This is a genomic window from Streptomyces sp. NPDC050658, from assembly GCF_044457025.1.
In the GTDB taxonomy this organism is placed as follows: Bacteria; Actinomycetota; Actinomycetes; order Streptomycetales; family Streptomycetaceae; genus Streptomyces.
In genome coordinates this window covers 1,390,161-1,404,650 of sequence record NZ_JBITGM010000001.1, presented here as the reverse complement: position 1 = coordinate 1,404,650, position 14,490 = coordinate 1,390,161, and the positions used below count along the sequence as shown (strand labels likewise).

Annotated in this window: 16 protein-coding genes, 1 tRNA gene and 1 riboswitch; of the genes, 10 read left to right on the top strand and 7 right to left on the bottom strand. The window is 70.0% G+C overall.

Translation table 11 applies throughout. From position 1 onward, the window contains the following. Positions 1–14: 14 nt before the first annotated feature. The 4 genes from ACIBKX_RS06250 to bcp form a co-directional block, all read right to left on the bottom strand. Positions 15–102, bottom strand: a tRNA-Leu gene (locus tag ACIBKX_RS06250). 52 nt (positions 103–154) lie between these two features. Then, positions 155–829: an HNH endonuclease gene (locus tag ACIBKX_RS06245; protein WP_399375651.1), complete on the bottom strand. Its 675-nt coding sequence runs from the start codon at positions 827–829 to the stop codon at positions 155–157. Next, positions 826–1,473: an HNH endonuclease signature motif containing protein gene (locus ACIBKX_RS06240; RefSeq protein WP_363271953.1), complete on the bottom strand. Its 648-nt coding sequence runs from the start codon at positions 1,471–1,473 to the stop codon at positions 826–828. Before ACIBKX_RS06240 ends, ACIBKX_RS06245 begins: the two co-directional genes overlap by 4 nt. Positions 1,474–1,610: 137 nt before the next feature. Continuing rightward, entirely contained in the window at positions 1,611–2,078 is a 468-nt protein-coding gene (bcp, locus tag ACIBKX_RS06235; protein WP_363271952.1) for a thioredoxin-dependent thiol peroxidase, read from the bottom strand. Positions 2,079–2,244: 166 nt separating this feature from the next. Between bcp and ACIBKX_RS06230 the strand changes: the two genes are divergently transcribed. From ACIBKX_RS06230 to ACIBKX_RS06220, 3 genes are all read left to right on the top strand, one after another. After that, on the top strand, positions 2,245–2,574 hold the full coding sequence (locus ACIBKX_RS06230; RefSeq protein ID WP_363271951.1) for a DUF3618 domain-containing protein: 330 nt from the start codon (positions 2,245–2,247) through the stop codon (positions 2,572–2,574). 97 nt (positions 2,575–2,671) lie between these two features. Continuing rightward, positions 2,672–2,974: a co-chaperone GroES gene (locus ACIBKX_RS06225; protein WP_361186964.1), complete on the top strand. Its 303-nt coding sequence runs from the start codon at positions 2,672–2,674 to the stop codon at positions 2,972–2,974. A gap of 69 nt (positions 2,975–3,043) precedes the next feature. Further along, a riboswitch (guanidine-III (ykkC-III) riboswitch) is annotated at positions 3,044–3,112 on the top strand. Between the two features lie 47 nt (positions 3,113–3,159). Further along, positions 3,160–3,480 carry a multidrug efflux SMR transporter gene (locus ACIBKX_RS06220; RefSeq protein WP_363271950.1) on the top strand — a complete coding sequence of 107 codons (321 nt, stop codon included), beginning with the start codon at positions 3,160–3,162 and terminating at the stop codon, positions 3,478–3,480. 15 nt (positions 3,481–3,495) lie between these two features. Here the strand turns inward: ACIBKX_RS06220 and ACIBKX_RS06215 are convergent, their stop codons facing one another. Then, positions 3,496–5,886 (bottom strand): transglycosylase domain-containing protein, encoded by a 2,391-nt coding sequence (locus ACIBKX_RS06215; RefSeq protein ID WP_363271949.1) that lies wholly within the window; start codon positions 5,884–5,886, stop codon positions 3,496–3,498. 217 nt (positions 5,887–6,103) lie between these two features. On the opposite strand from ACIBKX_RS06215, the gene ACIBKX_RS06210 reads away from it, so the two are divergent. From ACIBKX_RS06210 to ACIBKX_RS06195, 4 genes are read left to right on the top strand one after another with little or no spacing between them, the layout of a single operon-like run. Further along, positions 6,104–6,925, top strand: a complete 822-nt coding sequence (locus ACIBKX_RS06210; protein WP_363271948.1) for an ABC-2 family transporter protein — start codon at positions 6,104–6,106, stop codon at positions 6,923–6,925. A 49-nt stretch (positions 6,926–6,974) separates the two neighbouring features. Beyond that, positions 6,975–7,739, top strand: coding sequence for an ABC transporter permease (locus ACIBKX_RS06205; protein WP_363272056.1), 765 nt, complete (start codon positions 6,975–6,977; stop codon positions 7,737–7,739). 9 nt (positions 7,740–7,748) lie between these two features. Beyond that, complete coding sequence (locus ACIBKX_RS06200; RefSeq protein WP_363271947.1) at positions 7,749–8,714, top strand: ATP-binding cassette domain-containing protein; 966 nt, start codon at positions 7,749–7,751, stop codon at positions 8,712–8,714. A 10-nt stretch (positions 8,715–8,724) separates the two neighbouring features. Then, positions 8,725–9,465, top strand: coding sequence for a DUF1707 domain-containing protein (locus ACIBKX_RS06195; RefSeq protein ID WP_363271946.1), 741 nt, complete (start codon positions 8,725–8,727; stop codon positions 9,463–9,465). A gap of 22 nt (positions 9,466–9,487) precedes the next feature. Here ACIBKX_RS06195 and ACIBKX_RS06190 read toward each other — a convergent pair whose 3' ends face one another. Continuing rightward, positions 9,488–10,810 carry an SGNH/GDSL hydrolase family protein gene (locus ACIBKX_RS06190; RefSeq protein ID WP_363271945.1) on the bottom strand — a complete coding sequence of 441 codons (1,323 nt, stop codon included), beginning with the start codon at positions 10,808–10,810 and terminating at the stop codon, positions 9,488–9,490. Between the two features lie 443 nt (positions 10,811–11,253). On the opposite strand from ACIBKX_RS06190, the gene ACIBKX_RS06185 reads away from it, so the two are divergent. The 3 genes from ACIBKX_RS06185 to ACIBKX_RS06175 all read left to right on the top strand — a co-directional run bounded on the left by ACIBKX_RS06185 (position 11,254) and on the right by ACIBKX_RS06175 (position 14,019). Continuing rightward, positions 11,254–12,465, top strand: coding sequence for a DUF445 domain-containing protein (locus ACIBKX_RS06185; protein WP_363271944.1), 1,212 nt, complete (start codon positions 11,254–11,256; stop codon positions 12,463–12,465). Between the two features lie 18 nt (positions 12,466–12,483). Further along, positions 12,484–13,473, top strand: a complete 990-nt coding sequence (locus ACIBKX_RS06180) for a helix-turn-helix domain-containing protein (protein WP_363271943.1) — start codon at positions 12,484–12,486, stop codon at positions 13,471–13,473. A 69-nt stretch (positions 13,474–13,542) separates the two neighbouring features. Then, a complete protein-coding gene (locus ACIBKX_RS06175; protein ID WP_363271942.1) occupies positions 13,543–14,019 on the top strand; it encodes a hypothetical protein in 477 nt (158 codons plus the stop codon). A 15-nt stretch (positions 14,020–14,034) separates the two neighbouring features. On the opposite strand, the gene ACIBKX_RS06170 is transcribed toward ACIBKX_RS06175, so the two are convergent. Continuing rightward, on the bottom strand, positions 14,035–14,337 hold the full coding sequence (locus ACIBKX_RS06170) for a hypothetical protein (protein ID WP_363271941.1): 303 nt from the start codon (positions 14,335–14,337) through the stop codon (positions 14,035–14,037). Between the last annotated feature and the right edge of the window lie 153 nt (positions 14,338–14,490).

Genomic DNA, 14,490 nt, shown 5'->3' with positions numbered 1-14,490 from the left:
TTCGCAGGCCGTTTTGGTGCGGCGGAAGGGATTCGAACCCTCAAGCCCGATCAAGGGCCACAGATCCTAAGTCTGCTGCGTCGCCTGTTGCGCCACCGCCGCTAGCCGCCTGCCATCGTACCGGGCAGGCGGCTGGGGCTGACGGAGGGCTTAGTTACCGGGCTGCTCGTTGCCTCCGGTTGCCACCTCTGCACCACGTGCTGGTGACCGCATGGCAGTTGGGGCACAGCAGCCGCAGATTCTCGCGGCGGTCGTCGCTCCAGTCGCCGGTCACGTGGTCGATCTCCAGTGTGATGGGCTGTCCGTTCCATTCGGGCGGGGTCCCGCACTCGTCGCAGCGCTCAGGGACGCCGACTTCACGTAGAGCCCGGCGTAGGAGAGCGCTCGTGGTGCGGCGTTGACCATCGTGCTGGACCAGGATCTTCGCAGCCGTCTTCTTCGGGAGCGTGCCTGGCTTGCCCCGTTGGTGCGCTTGGCCGAGAAAGTGGGACGTGCCTATGTCTTCCTCCGCGATCCAGTCCCGCAGCATGCTTCGCTGGCATTGGTTGTCCGGCCGCTTGAGGTGCCGGAGTGTCTCAGCCACGGACTTGGACTCCGCCACCGCTCTGCGCAGGACGGCCGACTCAGGCCGTGTCCGATGTCTGGTGAACCTGCCGCAGTGATCGAAGTGCGATACATCGATCCCGAAGTGGTCGAATCGCTTGAGCAGATAGCGGCGGAGGTACCCGTAGGGTTGCGTACCCAGGACAGCGATGACCTCATCGATGGTCGAGCAGCTCTCAGCAGCCTCCGCGAGCAGCTCGCGGGTGTAGCGGACTGATTCGCTCATAGTTGCCGCCCCTTCGCGCGGCCGCGGTAATTGTCCGTGGCCGAATGGCAGTTGGGGCACAGCAATCGCAGGTTCTCGATCCGGTTGTTGCGCCAGTTGCCGTCCATGTGGTCTACCTCGAGCGGTAGCCGGTGCCCTCGCCACGTCGGTTCAGTTCCGCACAACGCACACAGCTCGACCACGCCCAGCTCGGTCATGGCCCGCTTGGGCCGGGCGCCGGGTACGCGGCTGGCGGAGTCTGCGACCAAGATCTCCGAAGGTGTGCGCCGTCTGCGGATGTCCCGCATCATGGCGCCGGTGCGAGTCGAAGGGGTGAAGTGTGATGTGTCGATGCCGTAGGCCTTGATGCGACGGCTGATGTTCGTGTGATGGCCGCCCACGAGCTCGATCCCCAGATACCGCAGCACGTCGTTCACACTCTGCGATGCCGCCACCGCAGGCTCCAGCACTTCCCTCGTCCACCGAGCACCGGTCTCGCGCACGAAGTGCGACGTGTCGATCCGCATTTTCTTCATCCGCTCGCGGATGTAGTTGCGCCGCGAACTCTTGGGATCAACCCCCAACTTCCCCAGTGCCTCCGACAGGCTCTGTGAAGTCTTCGCTGCCTCGGCCAGCCGCTCCTGTGTGTACGGGCTCACCCTCATCGTTCCCCCCCCGTATCCGGCCGCGCGTTCGCAGCCTCGTACAGATCAACGAACCGATAATCGGACGGTCACGCCCGGGATGCGGAGGGGGTGCTTCAGGATGGGCGGCTCAGAGTCGACGCCTCAGGGTCGGCGCCTCAGATCTTCAGGTCCTTGATGATCTTGGCCACGTGGCCCGTCGCCTTCACGTTGTAGAAGGCGTGCTCCACCTTGCCCTCCTCGTCGACCACGATCGTCGAGCGGATCACGCCCGTCACCGTCTTGCCGTACAGCTTCTTCTCGCCGAACGCGCCGTACGACTCCAGGACCTCCTTCGACGGGTCGCCGACCAGCGTGACCTTGAGGTTCTCCTTCTCGCGGAACTTCGCCAGCTTCTCCGGCTTGTCGGGGGATACGCCGATCACGTCGTAGCCCGCCGCAGCCAGCACGTCCAGGTTGTCCGTGAAGTCGCAGGCCTGCTTGGTGCAGCCGGGGGTCAGGGCGGCCGGGTAGAAGTACACGATGACCTTGCGGCCCTTGTGGTCGGCGAGGGAGACGTCCTTGCCGTCGGCGTCGGGCAGGGTGAAGGCGGGTGCGGTGTCGCCGGGCTGCAGTCGCTCGCTCATCTTCGGGTCTCCTCGTACAGGATCTTCGTCAAAACGTGTGGTGACGGAGTCGAGCGTAATAGGGGTGCCGTGGGGTGCGGTGCGCGGAGAGCTGACAGACTGTCGAGGGTACGTACGGAAAAGACCAAAGACACGGACAGCTGGACACGACCACGGAGGCAGCGCGGTGGCGGACACGTCGGACAGCAGGACCCCGGCGCAGATCGAGGCGGACATCAAGCGCCGCCGCGAGACGCTGGCCGAGACGCTCGACGAGATCGGGGTGCGGGTCCACCCGAAGACGATCGTCGGGGACGCCAGGGCCAAGGTCGTGGCGAACATCGACCACTCCCTCGGGCGGGCGTACGTCGGGGCGAATCGGATCGTGTCCGACGTGCGCGGGCAGCTCGTCAGGGAGGACGGGGCGCCGCGCCTCGAACGCATCGTGCCGGTGGCACTGGTGGTCGTGGGGCTCGTGGGGCTGCTCACGGTGTCGTCCCGCCGCCGCAAGGGCTGACCCGGGATCGTACGGGCGTGCCCGTGGCAGGTAGGTTCGGGGCGTGAGCGCCAACAGCCAGGGACGCGGTTCCCACGACGACAAGCTGCCCATCCGGATGCTGCACGACCGAGTGCTCGTGCGGCAGGACACCGCGGAGGGCGAGCGCAAGTCGGGCGGCGGCATCCTGATCCCCGCGACCGCCGCCGTAGGCAGGCGTCTGGCCTGGGCGGAAGTGGTCGCCGTCGGGCAGAACGTGCGGGCCGTGGAGCCTGGTGACCGGGTTCTGTACGACCCCGAGGACCGGGCCGAGGTGGAGGTGCGGGGCGTGTCGTACGTGCTGATGCGCGAGCGCGACCTGCACGCCGTGGCCGCCGACCGCTTCGAGGGCTCCGAGGACTCGACGGGGCTGTACCTGTAAAGCGCGTCAGCCTGTACCTGTAAAGCGCGTCAGAAGGGGCTGGTGACCATCGTCACCAGCCCCTTTTGCGTGTTCTTTGCTACCTTTGAAGCACCCGACGAGACGCGCCGTACCGGGTTTCCGCAAAGACGACGCACCCCATCGAAAGAACGCTGAACGCGTTCCTGCGTCTCGGAGGTGCCGTCATGGCCTGGGTTCTGTTGATCGTCGCCGGTCTGCTCGAAGTGGGCTGGTCGATCGGGATGAAGTTCACCGAGGGGTTCACCCGGCTGTGGCCGAGCGTGTTCACCGGCCTCGGGATCGTCGCCAGCATGCTGCTGCTCTCGCAGGCCGCCAAGACGCTGCCCATCGGCACCGCGTACGGCGTCTGGGTCGGCATTGGCGCCGCCGGCGCGGCGGTGGTCGGGATGATGGTGCTCGGTGAGCCGGCCACCGCCGCCCGGATCTTCTTCGTCGTGCTGCTGCTCGTCGCCGTCGTGGGCCTGAAGGCCACCTCGGGCCACTAGGACCTGCCCGCCGGATCAGTCGGCGGGGGCGCCCTGCCGTCTCGTCGCCGAGTTGTCCGTGAGCCCGCCCAGGGCGCCCCCGTCGTCCGTGCCGCCGTCCGCGGCGCCGCCGTCGGTCTGGCCGCCCTGGGCCGCCCCGCCGTCCGTCTGCCCGCCGTCGACCGCCCCGCCGCCGGTGGCGCCGCCGTCCGTCTGGCCCTGCGTCTGCCCCTGGTCCTGCCCTTGCGTCTGGCCCTGGTCCTGGCCCTGGTCCTGACCCTGGGTCTGCCCCTGGTCCTGGCCCTGCGTCTGGCCCTGGTCCTGGCCGGGGGTCTCCTCGCCGCCGGGAGTCTCCCCGCCGGTGGTCTCGCCGCCCGTGGTCAGGTCGTCGCCGGTGTCCGTCGGGTCCGGCACCACCGGGATGTCGGCGCCCTCCTCCAGTACGAGATCGAAGTCCCGCACCGGCTCGCCCTCCAGCGCCGCCTTGGTGAACTGCGCCCAGATCTGCGCCGGATAGCCGCCGCCGTTGATGCGCGCCTGGCCGAGCGCCCCGTACAGCGGGGTGTGCGCGCCCGTGTCCGGGTCCTGGCCCATCACGGCGACCACAGTGGCCAGTTCGGGTGTGTAGCCCGCGAACCAGGCAGCCTTGTCCTCCTCGGCGGTGCCCGTCTTGCCCGCCGCCGGGCGGCCCGCGGCCTGCGCCGCCGTGCCGGTGCCGCCGTCCACGACGCTCTGCAGGATCGACGTGGTGGTGTCGGCCGCCTCGCGGCTCACCGCCTGCTCGGTGTCCTGCTCCGGCAGCTCGATCTCCTGGCCGTCCTTGGTTACCTTCGCGACCATCGTGTACGTGCCGTGCCTGCCGTGGTTGGCCAGCGTCGCGTACGCCTCCGTCATGTCCAGGACGGAGGCCGTGGACGGGCCGAGCGCGATGGACGGGGACGCGGTCAGGTCGGGCGTGGACTCCGGGACGCCGAGGGCGACCGCCGTGTCCTTGACCTTGTCCGAGCCGACGTCCACGGCCATCTGCGCGTACACCGAGTTGACGGACTTGTCGGTGGCGGTGCGGACGGTGATGTTGCCGTAGTCGACGTTGTCCTCGTTCTCGGGGGCGTAGTAGCCGCCGTCCCAGCCCTGCACCGGGCGCTTGTTCGTGCCGTCGTAGATCGTGTTCGGGGTGATGAGCCGGCCGTCCTGGGTGACCGAGCCGTTCTCCACGGCCGAGGTGAAGACGAACGGCTTGAAGGTCGAGCCCACCTGGTAGTCACGGCGGGTCGCGTTGTTCACGTACTGCTTCGTGTAGTCGATGCCGCCGTACATCGCGACGACCTTGCCGGTGTGCGGGTCGATCGCCGCGCCGCCCGCCCGCACGTTCCGGTCGACCTTCCGGGCGTCCTTGTCGACCCTCGACATCACCTGGTCGTCGACCGCCTCCTTGAAGGCGTCCTGCTTGTCCTTCTGGAGCGTGGTGGTGATGCGGTAGCCGCCCTTGGCCAGGGTGTCCTCGTCGACGATCTTGTTGGTCGTCAGATAGTCCTCGACGGCCTGCACGAGATAGCCGCGCTGCCCGGACAGGCCGGAGGCGCCCTTGGCCTCCTTGGGCATCGGGAACTTCGTCTCCGCCCGCTCGGCCCGGCTGAGCCAGCCCTCCTTGACCATGCCGTCCAGGACGTAGTTCCAGCGGCCCTCGGCGCGCGCCTTGTTCTCGGGGTGCGTCGCCACGTCGTAGGCGTTGGGGGAGTTGAGGAGCGTCGCGAGATAGGCGCCCTGGGCGGTGTTCAGCTTCTCGACGTCCTTGCCGAAGTACGCCTGGGCCGCGGCCTGCACGCCGTACGCGTTGCGCCCGAAGTAGCTGGTGTTGAGATAGCCCGCCAGGATGTCGTCCTTGCTCACCTCGCGGTCCAGCTTGATCGAGATGAAGAACTCCTTCACCTTGCGGGTGACGGTCTGCTCCTGGCCCAGGTAGTAGTTCTTCACGAACTGCTGGGTGATCGTGGAGCCGGACTGCTTGCCCTTGCCGGTGACGGTGTTCCAGGCCGCGCGGATCATCGCCTTCGGGTCGATCGCCGACTCGCTGTAGAAGTCCCGGTCCTCCGCGGCGAGCGCCGCGTGCTGGACGTCCTTGGGGATCTGGCTCAGCGGCACGTTCTCCCGGTTGACCTCGCCGTCACGGGCGAGCTGGGTGCCGTCGGCGTACAGATAGACGTTGCTCTGCGCGGTGGCCGCCGCGTTGGCCGGCGGGATGTCGACGATCAGATAGCCCGCGACGAAGCCGCCGACGCAGAGCAGGACGAACAGCGTCAGCCCGGCCAGCACCATGCGCCAGGTGGGGAAGATCCGCCGCCACCCCTTGCGCTTGGGGCGCTTGGGCTTCTTGGCCTTCCCGGCCTGCTCGCCCTCACCCTGCTGCTGCGGCTCGTCGCTGCTCATGTCTGGTGGAACTCCCCGTTCGCGTCGTACGTCACGCACGCCTCGTACGACCCATTGCACACTGTCGCTTCCCGCGTTCCGCGCCAGGCACGCGTCGGGCGCGGAAAATGCCTGGCACGGGCGACGCCGACCGCACTAGGCTCCATCCCTTTGGCCCGGAGCAGGTGGCCCGGAACAGGGCAGGACTCCCGATGGACAAGGACTCTCGCTTAAGGGGATGCGTGTGCGCACAGGACGGTTCCGTTTGTACGCGGCCGTCGCCGGGGGAGGGTTCAGGCGGTACGCCACGTACCGGGTGGCGACCCTGGCGGGCGTGTTCACGAACACGGTCTTCGGGCTGATCCTCGCCTACACCTACATCGCTCTTTGGGATGAGCGTCCGGGGCTCGGCGGTTACGACCAGGCGCAGGCGCTGACCTTCGTGTGGCTGGGGCAGGCGCTGCTCACCGTGATGACGCTGATGGGCGGCGGCTTCGAGGGCGAGCTGATCGAGCGGATCCGCACCGGTGACATCGCGATCGACCTCTACCGGCCCGCCGACCTCCAGGCCTGGTGGCTGGCGAGCGATCTGGGGCGGGCCCTGTTCCAGCTGCTCGGGCGCGGAGTCGTACCGATGGTGGTCGGCGCCGTCATCTTCGACCTGGCGCTCCCGGCGGACGTGCTGACCTGGCTGGCGTTCCTGCCGGCCGTGCTGTTCGGCGTGGTGGTGAGCTTCGCGATCCGCTTCCTGGTGGCGCTCTGCGCGTTCTGGCTGATGGACGGCGCGGGCGTGACACAGCTCGCGATGCTCGCGGGCACCTTCTTCTCGGGGATGCTGCTCCCGCTGAACGTCTTCCCGGGCGCGCTCGGCGAGTTCGCCCGCGCGCTGCCGTGGTCGGCGCTGCTGCAGGTGCCGGTGGACGTGTTCCTCGGCAGGCACACCGGTGTCGACCTGCTGTCGACGTACGCCTTCCAGATCGGCTGGGCGGCGGCGCTGCTCATGGCCGGACGGCTGTTGCAGGCGGTCGCGACGCGCCGGGTGGTGGTCCAGGGTGGCTGAGCCGACCCAGGTGCGGGACGGGCTGCGCGCCTACCGGCTGATCTCCGCCATGTGGATCCGTTCCCTGATGGCCTACCGGCTGTCCTTCGCGATGACCGCGCTGGGCAACTTCGCGGTGACCGCCTTCGACTTCGCGGCGATCCTGCTGATGTTCTCCCAGGTGGACCGGCTGGGCGGCTACTCGCTCGCCGAGATCGCCTTCCTGTACGGCGTCTCGTGCACCGCGTTCGGTGTCGCGGACCTCGCCATGGGGTCCATGGACCGGCTCGGCAGGCGGGTGCGGGACGGCACCCTGGACACGCTCCTGGTGCGGCCCGCGCCGGTGATCGCGCAGGTCGCGGCCGACCGCTTCGGGCTGCACCGGATCGGGCGGATCACCCAGGGGGCGCTGGTCCTGGCGTACGCGCTCGTGGTCCTGGACATCACCTGGACCCCGCTGAAGGTCCTGATGGTGCCGCTGATGCTGGTCTGCGGCGCGGTCATCTTCGGGTCCGTGTTCGTGGCGGGCGGGGCCTTCCAGTTCGTGGCGCAGGACGCGTCCGAGGTGCAGAACGCGTTCACGTACGGCGGTACGACGCTGCTCCAGTACCCGCCGTCCGTCTTCGCCAAGGACCTGCTGCGCGGCGTGACCTTCGTCCTGCCGCTCGCCTTCGTCAACTGGCTGCCCGCGCTGTATGTGCTCGGGCGGCCCTATCCGCTGGACCTGCCGGAGTGGCTGGCGTTCGCGCCGCCGCTGGTCGCCGCGGTGTGCATGGCCCTGGCCGGCCTCGCCTGGCGCACCGGGCTCCGTTCGTACCGCAGCACAGGGAGCTGAGCAACCGCCGTGGAAACAGACCTCATCGAGCTCGACGCCGTGGAGAAGGTCTTCGACGTACGCAAGAAGACCGGTTTCCTGCGGCGCGAGCGGCACGAGGTGCGGGCCGTCGACGGGATCTCCTTCACCGTGCCGCGCGGCGAGATGGTCGGCTACATCGGGCCGAACGGCGCGGGCAAGTCGACGACGATCAAGATGCTGACGGGAATCCTGACGCCGAGCGGGGGCCGGCTGCGGGTCGCGGGCATCGATCCCTCGCGGGAGCGGACGAGACTCGCCCGCCGGATCGGCGTGGTCTTCGGCCAGCGCACGACGCTCTGGTGGGACCTGCCGCTGATCGACTCGTACCGCCTGATGCACCGGATGTACCGGATCCCGGACGCCCGCTTCAAGGAGAACCTCGACCGCTGTGTCGAACTCCTGGAACTGGCCGAGCTGTTGGACGTGCCGGTGCGCCAGCTCTCCCTCGGCCAGCGGATGCGCGGCGACATCGCGGCGGCCCTGCTCCACGACCCGGAGGTGCTCTACCTGGACGAGCCGACGATCGGCCTCGACGTGATCAGCAAGGCCAAGGTCCGTGGTTTCCTGCGGGACTTGAACGCCGAATCGGGTACGACGGTGCTGCTGACCACGCACGACCTCACCGACATCGAGCAGCTCTGCAAGCGGGTGATGGTCATCGACCACGGGCGGCTGATGTACGACGGCGCGCTGGCCGGACTGCACGAGGTGGGGGAGAGCGAGCGCACTCTGGTGGTGGACCTGGAACGTGAACTTCCGCCCATCGAGGTCGAGTCGGCGCGCGTGGTGAAGGTGGCGGGCCCGCGCCAGTGGCTCGCCTTCCCGGCTGCGGAGTCGGCAGCTCCGCTTGTCGCGCGGATCGCGGCCGAGTATCCGCTGGCCGACCTCTCCGTCAGGGAACCCGACATCGAGGCGGTCATCGCCAAGATGTACGCGGACAGGACGACCTCGTAGGCTGCCTCTCATGAGTGACGAACTCCCCGACATGCGGGCCTCAGACGCCGACCGCGAGCGGGTCGCCGAGCAACTCCGGGACGCGATGGCCGAGGGCCGGCTCGACATGACGGAGTTCGAGGAGCGCCTCGACGCCACGTACAAGGCACGTACGTACGGCGAGCTCGCGCCCATCACCCGGGACCTCCCGGCGCACGGCGCCAAGGTCTCCATGGTGAAGCGGCCGGCGGGCGACGACCCGGACGTCTTCGACTGGTCGCAGCGGATGGGCGGCGAGCCCACGTCGACCGGCGGCTTCGCCTTCTGGAGCGGCTTCAGCCGCAAGGGCGGCTGGACCATCGGGCGGGTGTTCACCGCGTTCAGCATGTGGGGCGGCGGCGAGATCGACCTGCGCGAGGCGCGGTTCGCCTCCCACGACGTGGAGATCCGCTGCTACACGATCATGGGCGGACTGCAGGTCACCGTGCCGCCGGAGCTGAACGTCGTGGTCAAGGGCTTCGGCATCATGGGCGGCTTCGACGACAGGGCGACGGGCATCGGCACTCCCGACTCGCCGCGCGTGGTCGTCAAGGGCTTCGCCCTGATGGGCGGCGTCGGCGTGGACCGCAAGCTCCGCAGGGCGGAGAAGCTGCGGATCAAGGAGGAGCGCCGCGCCGAGCGCCTGGTGCGCAGGGAGGAGCGGCGGGCCGAGCAGATCGGGCGGCGGGAGGAACGGCGGGAGTTGCAGCGGCGCAGGCGCGAGGAGCGCTGAGGCTTCTCGCGCCGGACAGGCCCTAGAGCTCGGCGGCCGCGGAGCCCTTCAGGTGGGACAGGTTGAACGTCTCCGCCATCCGCCGGTAGCCGGAGTCGCTCGGGTGCAGATGGTCGCCCGAGTCGTACTCGCCGCGCAGCTTGCGGGGGTCGTAGGGATCGCGCAGGGCCTTGTCGAAGTCGACGAACTCGTCGAAGACCTTGCCGTCGCGGATCTCCTTGTTCACCGCCTGCCGCACGTTCTCCAGCTCCGGCTCGTACCCCCGGTGGCCGCCGAACGGCATGAGCGTCGCGCCGACCACCCGCAGCCCGCGGGTGTGTGCCTGCCGGGTCAGCTCGCGCAGGCCCTCGACGATCCGGTCGGGGTCGTTCTGGTGCGGGTTGCGCAGGATGTCGTTGACGCCGAGCGCGATGACGACGGCCTTGACGCCCGTCCGGTTCAGTACGTCGCGGTCGAAGCGGGAGAGGCCGCTCGGGTTGTCCGCCGGGGTGCCGTTCCCGTCGGACAGGACGCGGTTGCCGCTGATGCCCTGGTTCACGACGCCGTAGCGCGGGGCGCCCGACTCGTCGCGCAGCCGGTCGGCGAGGGTGTCGGTCCAGCGGGCGTTGGCGCCCATGGTGGAGGAGATGCCGTCGGTGAGCGAGTCGCCGAAGACGACGACGGTGCCGTCCGACTCGTGGCTGAGCACGTCCACCGCCGACAGATAGCGCCAGGAGGTGCTCTGCTGGTTGTACGCCTCGCCGTTCGGGTCCTCCGTGCGGTCGCCCTCGGCGACGAAGCTGACCTGGCGGGCGTGCGGGTGGAAGGTGACGGGGCCCGACGGGGTCGGCGAGAAGGTCGTGACGAGCAGCTCGGCGTCCTGCGGCACCCGCAGCCGGACCGCGTCGCTCATCACCTGCTGGCCGGCCGGGATCACCACCGACGTGTTGCCGTTGAAGTTCAGCCGGCGCAGGGTGCCCTGCACCGCCGCCGGGTTGTTCGAGCCCGCGGCCACCGCGATCGAGGCGTGCGTGATGCTCAGCGGCTGGCGGCCGTACAGGTTCGACAGGGTGATGCGGGCGCTGTCGCCGCCGACGCTGGTGTGCACCACGTTGCGGATCGAGCGGCCCGCGAAGCCGCGCTGGTGCGTGTTCGGTTCGGCGGCCGCGGGGGACGCCGACCAGGTGCCGACCCAGGTGCCGGCGGAGGCGGGCGCCGCGGAGTTGCGCGGAGAGCGCGGACCGGCGCTGATGGTGTCCTGCGACCCGTCGCCGGTGCGCGTGACACCGACGTATATGGCGGCGGAAATCACCACTATCACCGCGAGGACCGCGGCTAGCAGGGCATAACCGTGACGCTTGGTCATGCGGGCTGTGTCTCCTCGAGCAGGGGGAGCCCGAGGCTCCGATGTGATCACCCCATGATGCGTCATGGGCCGTGAGGCGGCCGACACTGCCCCCCTCCGTCCATTCAGACGCCGGGAACTTGTGGACCGTTCCAGGAGTCGTCAGGAAGAGACGCACGGAGATGGGGACAATGCGGATGAGGGCGACGCGAACGGGCCAGGTGGATTGAGTGGATCGAACGGAACCGTCGGATCCGGTTGAGGCGGGGGCTGAGGCCGGGGCTGCGACGAGGGCTGAGGCCGGGACTGCGACGGGGGCTGAGGCCGGGACTGCGACGGGGGCTGAGGCGGGCCAAGGGCAGCATGCCCGCGGGCCGCGCCCTTCACGCGCGCCCTCCGGACCGGCCCGGGGCGGCTTCACCTACAGCGCCGCCGACGAGGAGAAGCGCCGCGGCGTCCGCCGGATGAAGATCACGGCGACGGGCCTGCTGCTTTTCGTCGCCCTCGTCTACGTCCTGGCGAAGTGGGCGCAGAACTCCGGCGCCGGAGCGTGGGCGGGCTATGTCGCGGCGGCGGCCGAGGCGGGCATGGTCGGCGCCCTCGCCGACTGGTTCGCGGTGACGGCGCTCTTCCGCCACCCCCTGGGCATCCCGATCCCGCACACGGCGATCATCCCGAACAAGAAGGACCAGCTGGGCGCCTCCCTGGGCGACTTCGTGGGCGAGAACTTCCTCTCCTCGGACGTCGTACGGGCCCGACTGCACTCGGTGGGCATCGGCAGCCGCCTCGGCGCCTGGCTCGCGGACCCGGACCACGCCGACCGGGTGACGGCCGAACTGGCGACGGCGCTGCGCGGAGCGTTGACCGTGCTGCGCGACTCGGACGTACAGGCGGTGGTCGGCGAGGCCATCACGCGCCGGGCCGACGCCCAGGAGATCGCGCCGGGCATCGGGAAGATGCTGGAGAAGATCGTCGCGGACGGCGGCCACAAGCGGGTCGTCGACCTGGTCTGCGTACGGGCCCACGACTGGCTGGTCGAGCACGACGAGTCCGTCATGGACGCCGTCCAGGGCGGCGCCCCCGGCTGGACCCCGAGGTTCGTCGACAGGAAGGTCGGCGAGCGCGTCTACAAGGAACTCCTCCGCTTCCTCGCCGAGATGCGCGACATGCCGGAGCACCCGGCACGCGGCGCCGTCGACCGCTTCCTCGCCGACTTCGCCGCCGACCTCCAGTCCGACTCGGACACCCGCGAGCGCGTGGAGCGCCTGAAGCGGGAGGTCCTCGGCCGGGGCGAGGTCCAGGACCTGATCGCCTCCGCCTGGTCGGCGGTCCGCCAGATGATCGTGGCCGCGGCGGAGGACGAACGCAGCGAACTGCGCCTGCGCGTCCGCGCGTCCCTGCTCTCCCTCGGCGCCCGCATGTCGACGGACGCGCGCCTCCAGGCGAAGGTGGACGGCTGGGTGGAGGGCGCGGCGGTGTACGTGGTGACGACGTACCGGGCGGAGATCACGTCCCTGATCACGGACACGGTGGCGGGCTGGGACGCGGAGCACACGTCCAAGAAGATCGAGGCGCACATCGGCCGTGACCTGCAGTTCATCCGGATCAACGGCACGGTGGTGGGGTCGTTGGCGGGGTTGGTGATCTATACGGTGTCGCATGCGTTGGGGGGCTGAGGGCGGGAGGATCACTCCATGAGCGGCGCCGAGACACCCCACACGGTGGCAGTCCTGGTCAGGGACGGCGTACTCCCCATGGAGCTGGGCCTGGTCCACCAGCTGTTCGGCAACGCGCGCTCGGCCGACGGCACCCCCCTCTATCAGCCCCTGACCTGCGCCCTCGCCCCCGGCCGCATCCGCACCGACGCCGACTTCCCCATCTACGCCGAACACGGCCCCGACACCATCGCGACCGCCGACACGGTGATCGTCCCGGCCTCCCACGAGGAGGACGAGTCCCTGGCACCGGGCACCCTCCCGCCCGCGCTCGCCGAAACGCTCGCGTCCGCCACCGGCGCCCGCATCGCCTCCATCTGCACGGGAGCCTTCGTCCTCGCGGCAGCGGGCCTCCTGGACGGCCGCAGGGCGACGACGCACTGGCTCTCGGCGGGCCTCTTCGCACGGACGTTCCCGGCGGTGACCGTTGATCCGGATGTCTTGTACGTCGACGAGGCCGACGGCAGGGTCCTCACCTCGGCGGGGGAGGCGGCGGGCATCGACCTCTGCCTGCACATGATCCGTCGCGACCACGGCGCGGCGGTGGCGGCGGACGTGGCCCGCCGCAACGTCGTACCCCCGCACCGCGAGGGCGGCCAGGCCCAGTACATCCAACGCCCGGTGACGGAGCGGGGGTTGACGTCCACGGGCCGCGCCCGCTCCTGGGCCCTGACACGGCTGGCCGACCCACTGACGCTGGCCGAGCTGGCCGAACGGGAGTCCATGAGCGTCCGCACCTTCAGCCGCCGCTTCCGCGAGGAGACCGGCCTGACTCCGATGCAGTGGCTGACGCAGCGCAGGATCGACCGGGCAAGGGCGCTGCTGGAGGAGACGGACCACACGGTCGACCGCATCGCGACGGACGCGGGCTTCGGGACGGGGGCGTCGCTGCGGCAGCATTTCCAGGCGGGGCTCGGGGTGTCGCCGGGGGCGTACAGGATGACGTTCAGGGGGACTCGGGGTCACTAGGGCACACCCGGCGTATCTGAGTACGCGTACTCTGTCCGCCCCACCGCCCCGCCCGGCAGCCTCGTACCCATGACGGCAAACGCGATGCACTCGACGCACATGGGCGCGGCACCTCACCGCGCGGCGAGGCTGCTGACCCCGCTGCCCCGGCGCCCGCACCTGGAGCGCTGGACGACGAGGGCGCTGGGCGCCGGGCTGGCGGCAGCGGCGTACCTGCTCTGCCTCCCCTGGGACCTGCGCAACCGCCCCGAGACACCGGGAGCGCTCGACGAGACGTCCCCGGTGTCGGCGCTCGGCATAACGTTCCTCGCCGTGTCGATGCTGGCCCTGGCCGCCTACTTCGGCTTCCGTGACCGCCTCGGCTGGGCGCTGCTCCTGGTGGCGGGCCCGCCCGCGGCGCTGATGTTCGCCTCGTTCGACGGCCACCCGCAGCCGGACGCGGCGGTGTGGCCGGTGGCGTGGGCGTTCTTCGTGCTGGTGATGGGGGCGGGGGTACTGGCGGTGGCGGGCTTCGCGCGGCTGTTCAGGGACAGCGAGGCTGCCTAGGCCCGGAGGCGGACCTCAGCCCCGTCGGTCGGCAAGCACCCAGCTGGCAACCCCCACCCCGCCCGCGACTCCGAAGACCGCGGGCCAGGCCCCGACCTTCTTGGCGAGCGGATGGGACCCGGCGAAGGCGGCGACGTAGGTGGCGCTGAGCGCGACGGCGGTCTTCGCGCCGGCGCTCTGCCGCCACTGCCGCGCGGCGACGGCTCCCGCGGCGGCGAGTACGACACCGCCCAGCGGCCGCTTCTTGGTCCACCGGGCGACGGCGTACCCACCCACAAGTCCACTGGCGGCCACCGCGGCTGCCGGTACCTTCGCCATACCCGTGCCTCGCTTCCGTTGCTTCCATTGCTTCCGGCTTCCGGCCGGTACGTCCTCAATGCATCCCCGACACGTTCCAGCCCGAGGCTAACGCGCGGCCCGGAAAGCCTTGCGGCGAGGGGGCGTGCCGCACATAGGTTGGTGACGGCGCGT

What these genes read in the sequence shown, in the direction of transcription:
- ACIBKX_RS06245 (WP_399375651.1), bottom strand. Translation starts at nt 829, where the DNA reads ATGAGCGAATCAGTCCGCTACACCCGCGAGCTGCTCGCGGAGGCTGCT.
- ACIBKX_RS06240 (WP_363271953.1), bottom strand. Translation starts at nt 1,473, where the DNA reads ATGAGGGTGAGCCCGTACACACAGGAGCGGCTGGCCGAGGCAGCGAAG.
- bcp (WP_363271952.1), bottom strand. Translation starts at nt 2,078, where the DNA reads ATGAGCGAGCGACTGCAGCCCGGCGACACCGCACCCGCCTTCACCCTG.
- ACIBKX_RS06225 (WP_361186964.1), top strand. Translation starts at nt 2,672, where the DNA reads ATGCTGCACGACCGAGTGCTCGTGCGGCAGGACACCGCGGAGGGCGAG.
- ACIBKX_RS06220 (WP_363271950.1), top strand. Translation starts at nt 3,160, where the DNA reads ATGGCCTGGGTTCTGTTGATCGTCGCCGGTCTGCTCGAAGTGGGCTGG.
- ACIBKX_RS06215 (WP_363271949.1), bottom strand. Translation starts at nt 5,886, where the DNA reads ATGAGCAGCGACGAGCCGCAGCAGCAGGGTGAGGGCGAGCAGGCCGGG.
- ACIBKX_RS06210 (WP_363271948.1), top strand. Translation starts at nt 6,104, where the DNA reads ATGCGTGTGCGCACAGGACGGTTCCGTTTGTACGCGGCCGTCGCCGGG.
- ACIBKX_RS06205 (WP_363272056.1), top strand. Translation starts at nt 6,975, where the DNA reads ATGTGGATCCGTTCCCTGATGGCCTACCGGCTGTCCTTCGCGATGACC.
- ACIBKX_RS06195 (WP_363271946.1), top strand. Translation starts at nt 8,725, where the DNA reads ATGAGTGACGAACTCCCCGACATGCGGGCCTCAGACGCCGACCGCGAG.
- ACIBKX_RS06190 (WP_363271945.1), bottom strand. Translation starts at nt 10,810, where the DNA reads ATGACCAAGCGTCACGGTTATGCCCTGCTAGCCGCGGTCCTCGCGGTG.
- ACIBKX_RS06185 (WP_363271944.1), top strand. Translation starts at nt 11,254, where the DNA reads ATGAAGATCACGGCGACGGGCCTGCTGCTTTTCGTCGCCCTCGTCTAC.
- ACIBKX_RS06180 (WP_363271943.1), top strand. Translation starts at nt 12,484, where the DNA reads ATGAGCGGCGCCGAGACACCCCACACGGTGGCAGTCCTGGTCAGGGAC.
- ACIBKX_RS06175 (WP_363271942.1), top strand. Translation starts at nt 13,543, where the DNA reads ATGACGGCAAACGCGATGCACTCGACGCACATGGGCGCGGCACCTCAC.
- ACIBKX_RS06170 (WP_363271941.1), bottom strand. Translation starts at nt 14,337, where the DNA reads ATGGCGAAGGTACCGGCAGCCGCGGTGGCCGCCAGTGGACTTGTGGGT.